General features: G+C 58.5%; 14 protein-coding genes. 7 read left to right on the top strand and 7 right to left on the bottom strand.

Features of this window, described 5'->3' with window-relative positions; all coding sequences use genetic code 11:
• The first annotated feature begins 30 nt into the window (after positions 1–30).
• Both K227x_RS22035 and K227x_RS22030 read left to right on the top strand, forming a co-directional pair.
• Positions 31–1,005 carry an RluA family pseudouridine synthase gene (locus K227x_RS22035; RefSeq protein WP_315854362.1) on the top strand — a complete coding sequence of 325 codons (975 nt, stop codon included), beginning with the start codon at positions 31–33 and terminating at the stop codon, positions 1,003–1,005.
• Between the two features lie 182 nt (positions 1,006–1,187).
• Entirely contained in the window at positions 1,188–3,245 is a 2,058-nt protein-coding gene (locus tag K227x_RS22030) for a sulfatase-like hydrolase/transferase (RefSeq protein ID WP_145172967.1), read from the top strand.
• A 63-nt stretch (positions 3,246–3,308) separates the two neighbouring features.
• On the opposite strand, the gene K227x_RS22025 is transcribed toward K227x_RS22030, so the two are convergent.
• The 3 genes from K227x_RS22025 to hflX all read right to left on the bottom strand — a co-directional run bounded on the left by K227x_RS22025 (position 3,309) and on the right by hflX (position 6,719).
• The gene (locus tag K227x_RS22025) at positions 3,309–4,304 is read right to left on the bottom strand and encodes an NADPH:quinone reductase (RefSeq protein ID WP_145172965.1); all 996 of its coding nucleotides are present in this window, start codon (positions 4,302–4,304) and stop codon (positions 3,309–3,311) included.
• 117 nt (positions 4,305–4,421) lie between these two features.
• Positions 4,422–5,198 (bottom strand): SDR family NAD(P)-dependent oxidoreductase, encoded by a 777-nt coding sequence (locus K227x_RS22020; RefSeq protein WP_145172963.1) that lies wholly within the window; start codon positions 5,196–5,198, stop codon positions 4,422–4,424.
• A gap of 108 nt (positions 5,199–5,306) precedes the next feature.
• Positions 5,307–6,719 (bottom strand): GTPase HflX, encoded by a 1,413-nt coding sequence (gene hflX / locus K227x_RS22015; protein WP_145172961.1) that lies wholly within the window; start codon positions 6,717–6,719, stop codon positions 5,307–5,309.
• 442 nt (positions 6,720–7,161) lie between these two features.
• On the opposite strand from hflX, the gene K227x_RS22010 reads away from it, so the two are divergent.
• A complete protein-coding gene (locus K227x_RS22010; protein ID WP_218933441.1) occupies positions 7,162–7,449 on the top strand; it encodes a hypothetical protein in 288 nt (95 codons plus the stop codon).
• 133 nt (positions 7,450–7,582) lie between these two features.
• On the opposite strand, the gene K227x_RS22005 is transcribed toward K227x_RS22010, so the two are convergent.
• Positions 7,583–7,876, bottom strand: coding sequence for a lipopolysaccharide assembly protein LapA domain-containing protein (locus K227x_RS22005; protein ID WP_145172955.1), 294 nt, complete (start codon positions 7,874–7,876; stop codon positions 7,583–7,585).
• 230 nt (positions 7,877–8,106) lie between these two features.
• Between K227x_RS22005 and K227x_RS22000 the strand changes: the two genes are divergently transcribed.
• Together K227x_RS22000 and K227x_RS21995 are read left to right on the top strand one after the other, a co-directional pair.
• Positions 8,107–9,276 carry an ImuA family protein gene (locus K227x_RS22000; protein ID WP_145172953.1) on the top strand — a complete coding sequence of 390 codons (1,170 nt, stop codon included), beginning with the start codon at positions 8,107–8,109 and terminating at the stop codon, positions 9,274–9,276.
• Positions 9,194–11,125: a DNA polymerase Y family protein gene (locus K227x_RS21995; protein WP_218933440.1), complete on the top strand. Its 1,932-nt coding sequence runs from the start codon at positions 9,194–9,196 to the stop codon at positions 11,123–11,125. Before K227x_RS22000 ends, K227x_RS21995 begins: the two co-directional genes overlap by 83 nt.
• 409 nt (positions 11,126–11,534) lie before the next feature.
• On the opposite strand, the gene K227x_RS21990 is transcribed toward K227x_RS21995, so the two are convergent.
• From K227x_RS21990 to K227x_RS21980, 3 genes are all read right to left on the bottom strand, one after another.
• On the bottom strand, positions 11,535–12,911 hold the full coding sequence (locus K227x_RS21990; RefSeq protein ID WP_145172949.1) for an anti-sigma factor family protein: 1,377 nt from the start codon (positions 12,909–12,911) through the stop codon (positions 11,535–11,537).
• Positions 12,908–13,573, bottom strand: a complete 666-nt coding sequence (locus K227x_RS21985) for an RNA polymerase sigma factor (RefSeq protein WP_145178277.1) — start codon at positions 13,571–13,573, stop codon at positions 12,908–12,910. Before K227x_RS21985 ends, K227x_RS21990 begins: the two co-directional genes overlap by 4 nt.
• 470 nt (positions 13,574–14,043) lie before the next feature.
• Positions 14,044–14,283 carry an FmdB family zinc ribbon protein gene (locus tag K227x_RS21980; protein ID WP_145172947.1) on the bottom strand — a complete coding sequence of 80 codons (240 nt, stop codon included), beginning with the start codon at positions 14,281–14,283 and terminating at the stop codon, positions 14,044–14,046.
• A 206-nt stretch (positions 14,284–14,489) separates the two neighbouring features.
• Here K227x_RS21980 and K227x_RS21975 point away from each other — a divergent pair, with 206 nt between their 5' ends.
• Both K227x_RS21975 and K227x_RS21970 read left to right on the top strand, forming a co-directional pair.
• Positions 14,490–15,203 (top strand): NAD(P)H-hydrate epimerase, encoded by a 714-nt coding sequence (locus tag K227x_RS21975; protein ID WP_145172945.1) that lies wholly within the window; start codon positions 14,490–14,492, stop codon positions 15,201–15,203.
• A gap of 109 nt (positions 15,204–15,312) precedes the next feature.
• Entirely contained in the window at positions 15,313–16,131 is an 819-nt protein-coding gene (locus K227x_RS21970; RefSeq protein WP_246146033.1) for a hypothetical protein, read from the top strand.
• Positions 16,132–16,180: the final 49 nt, after the last annotated feature.

Genomic DNA, 16,180 nt, shown 5'->3' with positions numbered 1-16,180 from the left:
GAACTCGGTGACGGCGTTGATGGCGAAGCGATCGTTGCCGAAACGGTCTACCGGGATTTCGTTGTTCCCGAATCGGGCGAAGGCGAACGGATCGATCTGTTCCTGACCCAATCATGCGACGGGTTCAGTCGCACACAGATTCGTGCGGCGGTTCAAAACAATGGCGCCGAAGTGGACGGGCGCGTTTGTCGGCCCAGCTTGAAACTGAAACAGGGTCAACGAATCCGGTTCAAGGTTCCGCCGCTGCCGACTGACGACACGGTTCCCGAGAATATTTCGCTGGACGTGTTGTACGAAGATGATGGATTGGTGGTCGTTAATAAACCGCCTGGCATGGTCGTCCACCCGGCTCGCGGCCATTGGACAGGAACGCTAACCAGCGCGCTGGCCTATCGTTTCAATTCGCTGTCGGACGTCGGTGGGCCTACTCGCCCCGGTATCGTCCACCGCCTGGACCGTGATACGTCCGGCGTGATCGTGATCGCCAAAACCAATGCGGTCCACAATCATTTGTCGCAACAGTTCCATGACCGGACGACGGAAAAGGAATATTTTGCGATCACCAACGCACCGATCGATCGCGACCGCGACGTGATCGACCTGCCGATTGGACGTCACCCGTATCAGCGGGACAAAATGGCGATCCGCGATGGCCATGTGACCAGCAAGCCAGCGTCGACGTTCTACGAAGTGATCTCGCGACACGGTCGGTACACCCAGGTGCGACTGGTGCCCAAGTCGGGGCGAACGCACCAATTGCGCGTTCACCTGGCGCACCTGCGAACACCGATCCTATGCGACCGGTTGTACGGTGGGCACAGTGAAGTGACCGAGGCGTTGTTGAAGACCGGACGTCGCGGTGGAGACGAGGATCCTGTGGTGCTGGACCGTCAAGCTTTGCACGCGCGAAAGTTGACGATCATCAACCCGCAGACCGGCAAACCACAGACCTTCGAAGCACCGCTGCCCGATGACATCCAGCGAGTCATCGGAATGCTGCCGTAGCGTGCGGGCAACCTGGCCTTTGATGAAGCCGCGTGCTGAAACGCAGAGCCGCGCGCTGAAACGAAGTGCAGTGCGGGCGGCGACCAATTTTTCATCCGTCCCCCGGGTGATCAGCGTTTGAATTATGCTGGTGCACACTGTGTTGCACTGCTCTGATTCCGCTGAAAACCGGTCATTTCACCATGCGTTTGCTCGATCGCGTCCTGCCTGTTTTATTCCTAAGCGTCTTGCTCTTGCCGGCTGCGGGCGTGCAGGCTGCCGACAAGGATGCCGCTGCCCCGAACGTCATTTTCGTCCTTTGTGATGATCTGGGCTGGGGTGACTTCGGCGTCTTCTATCAGAACGAAGCGGCGGGCGAAAAACGCATCCATACGCCGAACATCGACCAGATGGCGGCCGAAGGCATGCAGCTTCGCAACCACTATTGCCCGGCTCCGGTTTGTGCCCCCAGTCGCAGTTCGCTGCTGACCGGGACCCACCAGGGACATGCCGAGGTTCGCGACAACCAGTTCGACAAGATGCTGGAATCCAACCACACGATTGCATCGGTCATGCAGCAGGCTGGATACCGCACCGCATTGGTTGGCAAGTATGGACTGCAGGGCGAGGGTGACTCGGCGAAAAACTGGCCGGCCTATCCAACCCGACGTGGCTTTGACGATTTCTTTGGCTACGTTCGCCACGTGGACGGGCACATCCACTATCCGCACGAATCATGGCCACTTGGCGACAGCGAAAAGCACCGTGCCCCCAAAGAGGTTTGGTCCAACGATGACGAAGTGTCTGCCGACCTGGCGAAGTGCTACACGACGGACCTGTTCACCGCCAAAAGCAAGCACTGGATTCAACAGCACACTGAATCGAAACCCGATCAACCTTTCTTTTTGTACCTGGCCTACGACACTCCGCATGCCGCTCTTCAGGTTCCCACGGGCGCCTATCCCGACGGTGGCGGACTGACCGGGGGTGTGCAGTGGACCGGCCAACCGGGACGCATGATCAACACCGCCCATGGTGAAATTGATTCGTACCGACATCCTGATTACACCGGCAACGGTTGGAAGGATGTGGATGAACGATTCGCAACCATGGTGCGGCGGATCGATGATTGCGTTGGTGACCTGCTGCAGACATTGCGTGATCTGAACATTGATCAGAACACGATCGTCGTGATCAGCAGCGACAATGGTCCGCACGCCGAATCGTATTTGCAAGATCAGCCCTACCAACCGACGGCGTTTGATTCGTTTGGACCATTGGACGGAATCAAACGCGATCTTTGGGAAGGCGGGATTCGCGTTCCCACTTTGGCGTGGTGGCCCGAGCACATTCCGGCCGCGACGATCGATCACAACCCCAGCCAATTCCATGACTGGTTGGCGACCTTTGCCGACATCGCTGGCGCCACACCGCCGGCCCGGTGCGATGGTGTTTCGTTGCAACCGCTATTGTTGGGGCAAGCCGATTCGCACGGCGGTCAGGTCTATGTCGAATATCAGCAAAGCGGTCGCACGCCCAACTACGACGCGTTTCAGAAGTCGCGGCAAGGACACCGGCGTCGCCAACAGCAAGCGATCTTTGTCGATGGAATGAAGGGCGTCCGTGTCGACATCCAAAGCCATGATGATCCGTTTGAAATCTACGATGTCGTTCGCGATCCAGGCGAACGAACGAACCTGGCCGGCACTTCCCCGCGATTCGATGCCCTGCAAAAGACAATGCACGACCGCGTGTTGCAGGTCCGCCGTCCCAACCCTTCGGCGCCCCGTCCGTATGACGATGTCGCGATCCCCGCGGTTGAAATTGCGTCGGTGGTTCCAGGGCTGGACCAATCCTTCTTTCCCGGAAACTTCGCCTACGTTCCCGAAGTCAAATCTTTGCAGCAAATCGCAGTGGGAACGTCAGCATCGTTCACCGCGGACCGGTCGATGGCAAAACTGGACGGGCAACCCGCTGCCGGCGCGATCCAGTGGTCCGGCTTCGTGAAGGTGCCGCAGACCGGTGATTACACGTTTGACTTGACCTCGTCGACACCTTCGTTCGTTCGAATTCACGATGCAATTTTGATCGACCATGATTTCGGGCATGAAGCCGATGCAACAAGGTCAACCACAATTCGGTTGGCCGCTGGACTGCATCCCATCCGGATGACCAGTTTGGTGACCGACGGCCAAATGCCCCAGGTGAAACTGGATTGGTCCGGCGGCGATCTTTCGGACGCCCTGTATCGCCAACTGTAAAGCCGCGGCAATCTTCCGCGGACAGTTGTGAATCCGTTCATGGGGCCGTTTGGGCGGCTGTGATCAGTTGACGGTCAATACGATCTTGCCCATCAGTTCACTGCCGCCGTGCAGCGTCGCTTGTTCTTGCAATTGGTGGCTTTGGGCAGCGTCGGCTAACGATAGGGTGCGGCCGATGTTTGCCTTGATTTTTCCCATCGCTAGATGGTGGTTGATGTCTTCGGCGGCGGCTCGCATTTCAACGGCTGTTGCTTTGAACATCGCGAATCCATGCAGCGAGCATTCTTTGACGTAGAACGGGCCAACGGGAAACGGCGGGCGAGCATCGCGGCCGGCCATCAATACCATCCGCCCGCGTCCTGCCATCAAGTCAACGGCCATGTCAAAGTCGGGTTCGCGGCGCGTTTCCCAGAACACGTCCACGCCGCGGGGAGCTTCCCGCTTGACGACTTCTTCGATCGATTCGGTGTGGTAGTTGATGGCGACGTCTGCGCCCATCTTGCGGACCGCATCACACTTCGCTTCGCTGCCGGCGGTCGCGATCACGCGGGCCCCGGCCGATCGTGCCATTTGGACGACCATCGACCCGACACCGCCGGAACCGCCGATCACCAAAACCGTTTCCCCGGCCTGTAGTTCGGCTTCACGAAACAGGCCAAGGTGAGCGGTCACGCCGACTAGCGCGCATGCCGCAGCGTCTTCGAACGACACCGCGTCTGCCAATGGAAAACACCACTGCTGGGAAATCACGATCTTCTCTGCAAACGTCCCCTGGCGACCCAGCAAGCCCTGATTGGTACACCAGACGCGGTCTCCCACCGATGCATGGTGAACGCCTTCGCCGACCGCTTCGATCACGCCTGCGGCATCGCACCCAAGGATGAATGGTCGCGGCAGATCAGCCGCCACCGCGCCGCTGCGAACGTAGGTGTCGATCGGGTTGACCGAAACAGCCCGCACGGCGATCAGCACTTGGCCAGGGCCGACTTGGGGGTCGGGAAGATCGCCGTACTGAATCACGTCGGCAGGACCAGTCGATTCGATGTAAGCAGCTTTCATGGCGTTCGCAGTTCGATTCGGAAGACGGATGGAAGGCAAAATGGCACCGCCCAACCGCAGGGGCATGCCGCCCGATACTATACGGCGGCGAGCATTTCCGATGCATCCGGTATTGCGCTATCGCCGACGCAAAATCCGGTTCATCAATGGCGGCGACAAGCGATCGGCGTACACCAACGCTTTGCCACCCAGACTTAGAATCACCTCGCTGCGGCGAGCGATGATGGCGGCCAACGCAGCCCGTGCGACCCGGTCGGGTGACCAGCTGCCGATGCTGGCTGATGACTGATCCGGGGATGTGTGGACCAGCGAATCAAAGAATTCGCTTTTGGTCGTGCTGGGGCTGACCAAGGTGACTTGGATGCCGTCGGGGGCTAGTTCAGCCCGCAGCGAATCGCTCCATCCATGCATCGCAAACTTGCTGGCGCAGTACTCGCTTTTGTTGGCGACCGCGCGATGCCCCAGCACGCTGCTGATATTGCAAATCACCGGCGCCCGACCTCGCCCTAAACTGGGAATCAAGATGCGAGTCAATTCGGCCGGTGCAAAGAAATTGACCTCCATCACCTGACGAAGACGTTCGGGGGATGCGTCGGCGAATGCACCGATCGCGCCAATCCCCGCATTGTTGATCAACAGGTCGACTTCCCCGCCGCGAATCTGATTCGCCACATCCAGGATCTGCTGCCTGACTTTGGGGAACGTGACGTCACCAACGACTGGGGTGATCGATCCGGGGGCAGATCGATTGGATAGTTCAGCCAATCGATCCGAGCGCCGCGCCACGGCGACAACCGATGCGCCGGCATCACAGAGCCGCTCGCACAAGCATCGCCCAATTCCACTGCTAGCGCCGGTCACGACCGCGACAGCACCGTTGGGGTCGAATCGCATACAAGACCGCTCCATCGAAATTGACTGATACCACCACCGTCGGCTCACTCGATCAACCGACCGCGAGCGCCGAAACGGCAAACTCGCGGGGCCAATCCAGACGCGGCGCTAAGCGACGTCGCTGGTCGAATCATTGCATGCCGGGCTATTGGGATCCTGATCGCTGGATTCCGCATCCGTCGCTTCGGGACCGATCGCGTCAACGTCCTTGGGATCCCGGACGATCGGCTGGCCATCTTCGCGTGGGATCGGGCGGATCGCCTTGGCCGATTTGTGGATCGGACCCATGGCACCCACGGGCATACGGACGTGGACCGTCGTGATGTGGTCGCCAAAGTCACGGGAAAGCACTTCGCCCTTGGCCGATAGATACGACAGCAGTCGGCCATCGGCAACGTCCACATCGACTTCGATGTCCAAGAATTCGCGGCCGAGCGCTTCGCCCACCGATTCGATCAAACACTGCAGTCCCTTTTCGCTGCGTGCACTGACCGGGATCGCATTGGGATAGCGGTCCAGCACGCGGTTCAGCACCGCCGGGTTTTCGATCGCGTCGATTTTATTCAGCACCAACAGCGTATCTTTTTCTTCGATGCCGAGTTCTTTCAGCACTTCGTAGACGGCCGTGATCTGTTCGAACACCGTCGGGCTGCTGGCGTCGGCCACGTGCAGTAGCAGTTCCGCTTGACGTGTTTCTTCCAACGTCGACTTGAAGCTGGCGACCAACGAGTGCGGCAGGTCGCGGATGAAGCCGACCGTGTCACTTAGCAGCACCGTTCCCCAACCGGGCAACTGCCAGCGTCGGGTGCGAGTGTCCAAAGTCGCGAACAGTTTGTCTTGTGCCAACACGCCGGCTTCGGTCAGCGCGTTCATCAACGTGCTCTTGCCCGCGTTGGTGTACCCGACCAACGATACCGTGGGCGCCTCTTTCCGCGCGGCGACCTGTCGCTGACGACGTTTTTCGACCTGAGCCAATTCGGCCTTCAGATCGTGAATGCGTTTCTGCGCGATCCGGCGGTCCACTTCCAATTGCTTTTCACCGGGGCCACGCATGCCGACGCCCATGGCTTGACGCGACAGGTGAGTCCACATTCGTTTCAGCCGTGGCAACGAATATTCCAACTGAGCCAATTCGACGGCCAGCCGGGATTCGTGGGTGCGAGCACCGGCCGCAAAAATATCCAGAATCAACTCGGTGCGATCGAGCACCTTGACGCCGGTGGCCTTCTCTAGATTTCGAACTTGCGCAGGCGACAGGTCATTGTCAAAGATGATCATGTCGGCTTCATGGCGTTCGACCATCAGCCGCAGTTCTTCGACCTTGCCTTTGCCCAGATAAGTCGAATGGTCAGCCGTTTGTCGGCGTTGGACCAATTCGTCAACAACCTCGGTTCCGGCGGTGGTTGCCAGTCCATGAAGTTCTTCCAGCGGATCGGCTTCGACGGGTTCGTCAAGCATGATCAGCCGCGCCAAGATACTGCGTTCGGGCGAGTCGTCTTGGACCTTGTGAGGTTCACGCACAGTGATAAGGGGGGCTCCTATTTTGGCCGCGATGATCAATTCCAACGCGGGTCCCGGGACGTGTCAGGCTGAAATCGTTTCCAGCCGGTCTTCATTATAGCCTGTGTTCGAAAAACGCACCTGCGTTGGGCTTCGAGTTCCAGACTGGAAAACAGGACATTTTCCCGGCGATCAGGTTCGGTCGGCGGTCCCCATTTTGTCGCTCCATCGCACGCCGTGCGGGGGAAGTTCGATTCCAGGAAAGATCCTTTTGTAGTGGGATTCGCCAGAATTCCCTGCTGGAAAGGTGTTCTGGCCAGCCCCACGGTGCCAGGGATCCCGTCGATCCGGAAAAGTTTTCACCTGACCCTGTGACCAGACGTGTCATGGGGGCGTGCGAAAAATGGTTCCGTCGAGCCAAAGGTGGCTTGGCGGTCACGAAATTTTTGCCGGAGACTTACCGATGACTCAAATGTTGTTGTTCGATGCGACCACCGAAATTGGCTCGCCCGCGATCGTGCCCGTGGTCCCCACCATGCCACCCACTTCGCCGAAACGAGTTTCCAAGACTGCCGCGGTCCAGGCCCGCAGCAGTTCCTCGGTTGAATCGATTCCGGCCAATCGGAAGAACCAACTTCGCAGCGAAGGCGGAGTCCAGCACATGGGCGATCTGGCCCGTTTGGTGCTGCTGCGGTACGAGTTGGCTGCCAAGCGGCGCGAGGAAATTGCTGCCCGTCGCAAGGCTCGCTAATCCGGATCGGTAACGCCAAATCCCAGCAAAACCGGTGTCTGAACCGGACTCGGCTGATCCGGATCGTTGCCAACTCGCCTGCCTGAGCCCGTCGGTGGACCGCTTTGTTTCAGCGGCTTATTACAGCGGCTTATTACAGCGGCGAATCGGTTGATGGATTCGAAGGCGATGGTTCCAGCTTTGGCTTTGATTCTGGCTTGGCTGCCGCTTTGGCTTTCGCAGCCGCCTTTCGGCTACGCAGCATCGACGCGGTCAACAGAGCCCCGAACAGGAATCCGACCGCCGTCGCCACGATCAACAGCACCGAAAGCGGGAACTGGGCGTCGAGCCAAAGTAGCCGAATGTCGGCGGGTTCGTTGTTCTGGAGAGCCATCGCTAAGGCCAGCACGATGCCAACGATCAGGAAGAACCAGCGAATTTTCTGCATGCGAATTGTCCCAAGAGCCGATTTTAAATTACTGTACGCAGGTGCATTGGTTTGCTAGCATTGATGATGTCGTTGGCCAGCCGGTACGGAGCCCTGCCAGCGGCCAATGTTCCCACCAAGGGAAGACTGGCACACCAAGAGCATCTCGTTGAACGCTCCGTTTCGGGCGTCCATCAATCTAACCTCCGCTTCGACTTTACCCCACGGCATCCTTTCCGGGAGGCGCAACTGTGGCATTCCAGCAAACCTTTGCCTTCGCCGAACCGCCGGTCAGCCGGGTAGTGTCGAAAAAGCGGGCCAGCCATTCCAAGGCTCCAAAAATCACGGTTCCGGGCGCGGATCACCGTTTGCTGCCCGATAACAAGTCGATCTCGGATAACAAGTCGATCTCGGTTCGCGAGTCGATCTCGGATCTCCAGGAACAACACCCACTCTCCACCCATGAGCGGGGCGGATTGCGGCAAACTAGGGGGAGTGGCGAGGGCGGGCAAGCGTTCCTTCCCGGCCACCCCAAAGCGCAGCGTTGTAAGTTTGATAACCAGTCGATCTCGGTTCGCCAGCCGCCGGCGCCGGTCCCGGCCGCCGTCTCGCCCACTCGCGACCAAGTTCTTCGTGATCTCCGCATCCGGGCCGGTTGCATCACGACTGCCGACCAAGCCGGTCCGCCGGTCCAAACTTTCTCCTCTGGCAACGATGATCTTGATGCGATGTTGCCACGCCGGGGGCTGAAGGTCGATTCGGTCATCGAATGGATCGCGGAGAACCCCAGCTGTGTCGCCGCCACCCTGTCGCTGGTGATCGCCGCTGGACGGCTGGCCCGCCACCCCGGGCCGTTGGTCGTGGTGGCTCGCGAAGCCGATTTTTTTCCGCCGGCGGCTGTATCGCTCGGGATCCCTGCGGACCGGATCATTTGGGTGCGGCCCAGCTGCCACGCCGATGCGGTGTGGGCGATCGACCAATCGCTGCGATGTTCGTCGGTGTCGGCGGTGTGGGCACCCGTCGGAGCACAGTTGGACGACCGGGATGCCCGGCGATTCCAGCTGGCTTCTGAAACCGGCAAAACACCGGGGCTATTGGTTCGCCCGATCGCGAATCGTGGCCGCCCCAGCTTTGCCGAGACGCGATTCCATGTCGCATTGGCGAAGCCCCGCAGCGACGCTCAGGACCAATCCCACCCGGTGCTCCGTGTCACCTTGGACCGTTCCCGTGGCGCAACGGGCGGCAAGAATGTCTGGGTTCGAATCGATGATCACGGCCGATTGATCACGGCCGCTAACCCTTCCTCCCCACGAATTGATTCGACCAGGACGGAATCTCATGAAAAGGCTGCTGTGCGTCTGGCTTCCGAATTGGCCCATCCAAAGGAGACGTCTGCAGCAGCCGATCGCCGACGGGCCTGATTCGGTCAGCGATCGCAGCGCAGGCGACAGTGATGCAGGCGGCAGTGATACAGGCGACAGTGATACAGGCGACAGTGATGCTGATTCCGGCGCTGGCGACACCTCGGAAAATCCGCCCCTCTTGTTGTGGAACCAAGATGCTCGTCGGGGCCGGTTGGTGGCTGCCTGCTGTCCGCGCGTTCGGGCGGCACGAATCCGCCCTGGAATGTCGATCGCCCAAGCGCGCGAAATGTGCTTGGCGGCATCGATCCCGGGGTTGCTGATCGAAAAACACGACGCCCTGTTGGACCGGCAATCGCTGGACCAAGTGGTTTGGTGGATGCAGCAGAAAATATCACCATTGGTCGCCATCGAATCGCTTGATATCCATCCTTGGGCTGGGCACCCACGTCATCAATGCGAATCGTTGTGGTGCGAAATCGATGGTGCCGCACACCTCTTCGGTGGCGAATCAGGCTTGTTGGTCGCGGTGACGGACCTGCTGGAATCGTTGGGGTTGGCTGGCCGGTTAGCGATTGCGGATTCGTTCGGAGCCGCCTGGGCGGTGGCCCACACGCGGATCGCGAAATCGCACGCTGCCGCTGACCGCTGTTTCATTGTGCCGCCGGGAACCAATCGTCAAGCCATCGAACCGTTGCCCGTGGATTCCCTTCGGATTGCACCGGAAACCGTCCACACGCTGGCCCGGCTGGGGATTGAAAGGGTGGGCCAGTTGTTGCGTTTGCCACGCAGCGGCTTGGCACCTCGATTGGGCATCCACTTGGTTCGGCGTATCGAACACGCATTGGGCGAAGTGGCCGAACCGGTCAAAGCCTTCCACGCCGAGGTCTGTCATAGCGAAACGCTTTCGCTGGAATACCCGACGACGGACTTGCCCATCTTGGTCGATCGGGTCGAGCGGTTGATTCAAATGGTAAGGGCGGGCTTGGCGACATGCCAACGTGGGGCACTACGCATGACATGTCGCCTGGACCTTTCGGTCCACCCGCCACGAACCATTGATATCGGTTTATTTGCGCCGTCCGCCGACGCAAAGCATCTAAGTGGTTTGCTGATCCATCGTCTCGAACAAATTCGTTTACGCGGCACGGTCGATCGGATCACCGTTTCGGTGCCGCTGACCGGTCCGCTACGAACGGTTCAAACTTCATTATTCGATTCTTCGAGCGATGACTCGTTGCAGTCGCTCAGTGGTTCTTCCATCAGTCGCTTGGTCGATTCGCTCAGTGGTCGACTCGGCCGAAACGCGGTGGTCGAAGTCAAATTGTCGAACGATCCGTTGCCTGAAAATTCCTGTTTTGTTGTACCGCTTGCTGGAAACCAAATCGCTGGAAACGAGGTGGCCGGAAAACAGTTCTCCGGACGCCCAGGGTCTCGATCACAGCGGTCCTATGATCAAAAGCTTCGCAGCCGTGTGGCTCGCCGCAATCGATTGAATCCTCCCGATAGCGGAGCTTCCATTTCTGCTGCGACATCGGGTTCGTTGTCTCAAAATCCTAAATGGGCTCCATCACCAGCCGATGCGATGCGCAGACCGGTGGCCCTGTTGTCTCGTCCTGTGCCTCTGACGATTGCTTTCGACAAAGATGGGTTCTTTGCTGATACGCAGCGTCCGTCGTTGCCGAACGGTTTGCGAGTCGCAGGTGTGACTCACAAAGTCATTCGTTCTTGGGGGCCCGAAAGAATCGAAACCGGTTGGTGGAAAGGTCCGTCCATTCGCCGTGACTATTATCGGGTGGAAACCGATCGTGGTCAGTGGTGGTGGATCTTTCGCGATTCGATTTCGCCCGTGTCCGCCGAGCGATCGCTACCGAGATATCGGTGGATGCTGCATGGACACTTTGCCTAGATCGAAGTGATTCAATCTGCCCCATCGTTCACTTATAGAATTGCCCTTTGGAATGCATCAGTTTTCCCGTGCATAGGAAATTTGTGACAGGCATCGCAGGGCAGCTGTCTTGATACCCCTATCGACCGACTGCCCGCCTGTCACTTCTTCGAAGACTAGTTGTGATCTGAGAAAATGGAACATGTCCAGAAGATTTTTATGAATAATTTGCAGTGAAGCGATCGCATCCGGTGCAAGCCGCTGTAACTGGCAAAATCCATCCACTGAAAATGCAACGTGTTTTCGTCGGACGCCCCTATCCCGCTGCGGATCAATCTAGCCGCCCAGCCGTTTTTTGCTGGCGTCGATCGCCAGAACGCGGGAACCCGCAGGTGACCGGGCTGGATGGCAAGATCGCCTGCGATCTGCATTAGCCGGAAAACCGGCCCCACGGTTTGCTGAGTTCTTCTAGCATTCGATCGGGCGGCAGCAGTTCGAATTCGTCGCGTCGATCGGACGGCATTTCCAGGTACTTTTCTAAAGACGATTCTCGATTGCGACGCGGTCGAGGCGACTTTCGGCGAATCGCTTCCTCGGCCCAGGTGGTCAACATCATGGTGTTCAGCAACGCGTCGCCGCCGGTCGAAACTCGCAAGGTCTCCAGATCATTGTCGCTAAGGATCAGACGTATGTAGTCCAATTCGTCGCTGCGAAGATGTTCCCGATCGGGCAAGAATTTCGGAGCCGGAATCTTTTCCGACCGTTCGCTAGAATGACCAAACAGCACAAACAGCAGGAACCAATCAACACCGCGTCCGCCACCGAATCGTTGCTCGTATTCGGCATAGTCCGTTTTTTGCGAAGCTGTCAGCTTTTGCAAACGTCGATCTAGGATTTTACGCAGCGCGAAATAGATCCGTTCGATGGTTTCGTCGCTGAGCTTGCGACTGGATTGTTCCGAGATCGAAATCATCGTCTCGTTGATTCCCTGGTTGATCGCATCACGTTGCGATTGCCCCTGGCTGCCTTCGATCGCGTCGACCAACTTGGTCGGCAAGCTCTCTCGCCACACCGCATAGGCTCGCATGGTGTCCAGCAGTTGTTCCGCATCGGTTTGCTGGGCAACCACATCGGCCAACGATTGGATCTTCTTTCGTGTCGGCGGGTCCAACTGGTTGTAGCGTTCCCAACGCGAAAACAACGGGCTGCGCTGTTCGACGGGCAAGGCCGTGATGGCTGCTTCGCGTTCATCTAGCGGAATGTCGGCAATCGACACCGGTTCTTCGGTTACTCCGTCCAGCGAACGTGACGCATGGACCATGTGCAACCATTCCTGATCGCGCGAGAGTTGTCGCATCAGATCCAGATCGACGTCGTACTTGTAGGCGTCCAGCGATTCGGCAATCGCAAGTCCACGTAGTTCATGATTGAAACGGGCGCGATTGACCCACTGAGTCACGATAACCGCTAGTCCGATCGCGATGACACAGCTTGCCGCAACCCCCAACGGGAACCGGTATCGATTCAGCCAAGACCTTTTGGGCGGCGAATGTTTGACGAGGTCAGCGACCACCAATTCAAGCGTGGTTTCGACCAATTTGGTGTTGGGGGCTTCGCTGGGAAGCGCTTCCAACATGTCCCAGCCGGACTGGAGTTCTTGCAATCGGACACGAAGCGTTTCGTCATCCAGCAATCGGTTTTCCAGCGCCGTTCGGTCACTTCGTTCCAGTTCGCCGTCAAGATAGGCGACCAGCAATTCATCGTCGGGGTCCAACGGCATGTCGTCGGCGATCGTCGCAGTCATCATTCGTCGCCCTCGTCGTAGTCGCTGGAAACAGCATCCTCGTCCGGTGTCCCCAGAACACCATTTTCGATGTAGTTCTGCAGGCTCTCTTTTAGGTTCACGCGTGCGCGGCTCAGCAGCGACTTGACCGCTTTGGTGGTCAAGTCCATGGTTTCGGCGATTTCGACGTAGCTCATGTTTTCGAATCGCGACAGCATCATCGCCATGCGTTGTCGCTCGCTAAGCCCCTCGACGGCGGCTCGCACGATCATCGCTCGCTCACTTCCCTCGGCGATCCGATTGGGCATCATTCCGCTGGCGTCCAATGCGGTCGACGCCAATAATTGTGCGTTGCTTTCGGTCGCCGGTCCGCGTGGCGCGTCGACCTCGTTCACTTCATGACGCCGCCCCAACGAACGTGCCGAATTGCGGGCAACGTTCCCCGCGATGGTGAACAGCCAAGTCGAAAATTTGGCACCCGGCTGGTAAGTCTTGCGAGCTCGAAAAACTCGCATGAACGTCTCTTGAGCCAGATCCTCCGCCAGGTCGTTTCGTGGACCGATCGTTCGCATCAAGCGTACCAATCTCGCCTCATATCGTTGCACCAGTTCAGCAAAGGCGCCGGCGTCGTCGTCGCGGACGCGCAGCATCAACCGAACATCCGGATCGGATTGTTGATAACGCAACGCGGTCGACTCGTTAACGGCCAAGCGAACTTTCAAATGGATTGGGGAAGGAGGTTGATCAGCCAGTCTACCGGACGCAGTTGAAATGATTTGCCACCAACACATCAAACCACTTCAGTCAGGCAAAGTTTCGACAAAAAATGGCGTTCTACGGCAGCACGCCAGGCCTGCGGTGATTCACATCATTCGACCGGACGGCTGGGGTCTGGTGATTGAGTGAGTCGCAGGCGTGTGAGCGAGCGTCCAGCTTAGCCGCGGAGCGGCGGCAGCTCTTTGTAGTGGGGTGGGCCCCACGGATAGCGATGACGGATGCAATCATGATCTTTTCGGCCCGGCCGAGAAGATCATGAGGGGCTGCCAAATCCGGTGGCCGAGGCCACCGGCAGGATGCTTTCGCCTCTCCGAGGCTGTCGTAAGCTGGACGCTCTCGTCAGCGAGCGGGCGCGAGCAATTTGAATTAGGCCCCCAATTCAGCAGCCTCCACCACAGCAGCGTGGCGCACCACAGCTTTCCCCGCCTGCCATCGGTAACGACTTTCCTGATTTGACTGCCGGGCTGGCTGGAACGCTGAAAATGCGTTCCAAATCCGACTTCCCACATTCGGGGCACTGCATTCCAGCGTTCTTCGCGGATCGTTCATCCTCGGCAGACCGGATCAGCAGCTCGACAACCTGGGTGCACGATTTGCATTCGTATTCGTAGAGTGGCATCGTAGAAACCGCCTTTTAAGATGGGCACGTGGAATCGATCGCCGATCGGATCCGATCTCTGGCCAGATCGGCTACCCGAAGCTTGCATCAAGACAAAACGCTAGGCCTTTCATTATCGGCCCAATTCGATTCGAAGGAAAGATAGCTCGCATCCTCGCTGGCAGTCTTGCCGAACGCTCCCCTTCCAAACTGATTTGGATCCTGACATGAAACGCCCGATGATGAAAACGCCACCGCTGACCCGAGACCAAGTTCGCCGCGTCGATCAGATCGCGATGGACCAATGGGGGATGCTGGGAATCGTTGTGATGGAAAACGCGGGGCGAGGTGCTGCCGAAATAATCGCTTCGATCTCACGCGGCGGCCAAGTCCTGATCTTGTGCGGGAAAGGCAACAACGGCGGTGACGGATACGTGATGGCCCGTCATCTGCAGATCGCAGGGATTGATTGCCAAATCGTTGCGGTGGGCAATGCCAACCAACTTCCCAGCGACGCTAGAACCAATGCTGAAATCGCCGCTGCTGCCGGGATCCCAATCGAAGTCGTCGACCAGGAAACGGCTGACCTGGCCAGCCTTCGCGGGCGGTTCGACAGAGCCGATCTGATTGTCGACGCTCTGCTAGGGACCGGTGCCCAGGGCGACCCGCGGGGGATCTATGCCACGCTGGTTAATGCCGCCAATGCATCGGATGCCACGACCATCGCGTTGGACATTCCCACAGGACTGGACTGCGATTCGGGGAAACCTGGATCGCCCACATTTCGCGCCGACCATACGATCACGTTCGTTGCCGCCAAGGTTGGCTTCTCGGCAGCCCAAGCGGCCGACTACTTGGGCACCGTCCACGAGGTGGGTATCGGCGTGCCCCGACAAGTGATTGCGCAAGCGATCGCCGCGGATGACTCGGCACAGAAGTGATCGTGTCTGGATGTAGCAGCCGATCATTGCGGTGCGTGACGACCATCCCAGGCGGGTACAATCACTCTGGTCTGACGATCGTCTACTGGAACCAAAGCGAGACGACCCCATGAATCTCCCCGAAGCCTCGTCACTGCGCTGCTCCGATCGCCAACCTGCGTTTCCTGCGGCGACTCGGATTCGCTGGTTCCTGCGGGGCACGGCCGTCGGCGCCATGTTGATGGCCGCCGCCAACGCGGTGTCCTATTTCTTTCGTTCATCGGATTGGTCCGGGTTGGTCGGACGACCGCGATCGATGAATTCGGCGATCGGATTCCCTTGGATCGTCTGGGAAGCCGGCAACCAGTACGGCGGACTATTTGCGGACTACCCCAACATGCTGTTGAACTTGATGATCGGGTTGATCGTCGGCGGCGGGATGGGATGCGTGGCGGTTTGGAAGCGAGACTTTCTGAATCATGTCGTTGAGGCAATCGCCAGCCACGAAGTCGTCAACACCGAAGTCGCCAGCCACGAAGTCGCCAATACCGAAATGGGTAGCCAAACACGAAAATCTGCGCCGATCCAGTTCAGCCTTCGAGGACTGATGATCGCGACCACCTTGGCTACCATCGTCGCGGCGGTGATCAGCCGATTGGCGGCCCACCCAATCACGTTGGTGATCATCTACGCGTTGGGACCGATCTCGTTGGTGGCCTTGGCGATGGTCCCGTATCGGTGGCCTTGGCAACGCAGAGTCACCCTGCTGATCCCCATCACATTTGCACTGATCGCGATCGCAATGCTGGTCGGCAGCAAGTTGCAAATGGAATTTGATCAAGTTTTGCTGGGGATTTTCCTCAGTTGGACCCCGCAAAGTGCGATAGCCGCCACGCTGTTGACGACCTACCTGATAATGGGTGCCACGGGAACCAAACAAGCGGCTTGAACGTTGCAACACCGGCTCCAAGGTTCCTCACAGCATCCTTAAAGCCCTG

Origin of the sequence: Rubripirellula lacrimiformis (genome assembly GCF_007741535.1) — a bacterium.
In the GTDB taxonomy this organism is placed as follows: domain Bacteria; phylum Planctomycetota; class Planctomycetia; order Pirellulales; family Pirellulaceae; genus Rubripirellula; species Rubripirellula lacrimiformis.
This window is presented reverse-complemented; position numbering and strand designations above follow the sequence as displayed.

Excerpts from the sequence above, each read along its gene's own strand:
- K227x_RS21990 (WP_145172949.1), bottom strand. The coding sequence starts at position 12,911 with ATGATGACTGCGACGATCGCCGACGACATGCCGTTGGACCCCGACGAT.
- K227x_RS22020 (WP_145172963.1), bottom strand. The coding sequence starts at position 5,198 with ATGCGATTCGACCCCAACGGTGCTGTCGCGGTCGTGACCGGCGCTAGC.
- K227x_RS21995 (WP_218933440.1), top strand. The coding sequence starts at position 9,194 with ATGAAAAGGCTGCTGTGCGTCTGGCTTCCGAATTGGCCCATCCAAAGG.
- K227x_RS22030 (WP_145172967.1), top strand. The coding sequence starts at position 1,188 with ATGCGTTTGCTCGATCGCGTCCTGCCTGTTTTATTCCTAAGCGTCTTG.
- K227x_RS21975 (WP_145172945.1), top strand. The coding sequence starts at position 14,490 with ATGAAACGCCCGATGATGAAAACGCCACCGCTGACCCGAGACCAAGTT.
- K227x_RS21980 (WP_145172947.1), bottom strand. The coding sequence starts at position 14,283 with ATGCCACTCTACGAATACGAATGCAAATCGTGCACCCAGGTTGTCGAG.
- K227x_RS21970 (WP_246146033.1), top strand. The coding sequence starts at position 15,313 with ATGAATCTCCCCGAAGCCTCGTCACTGCGCTGCTCCGATCGCCAACCT.
- K227x_RS22010 (WP_218933441.1), top strand. The coding sequence starts at position 7,162 with ATGACTCAAATGTTGTTGTTCGATGCGACCACCGAAATTGGCTCGCCC.
- K227x_RS22005 (WP_145172955.1), bottom strand. The coding sequence starts at position 7,876 with ATGCAGAAAATTCGCTGGTTCTTCCTGATCGTTGGCATCGTGCTGGCC.
- K227x_RS22025 (WP_145172965.1), bottom strand. The coding sequence starts at position 4,304 with ATGAAAGCTGCTTACATCGAATCGACTGGTCCTGCCGACGTGATTCAG.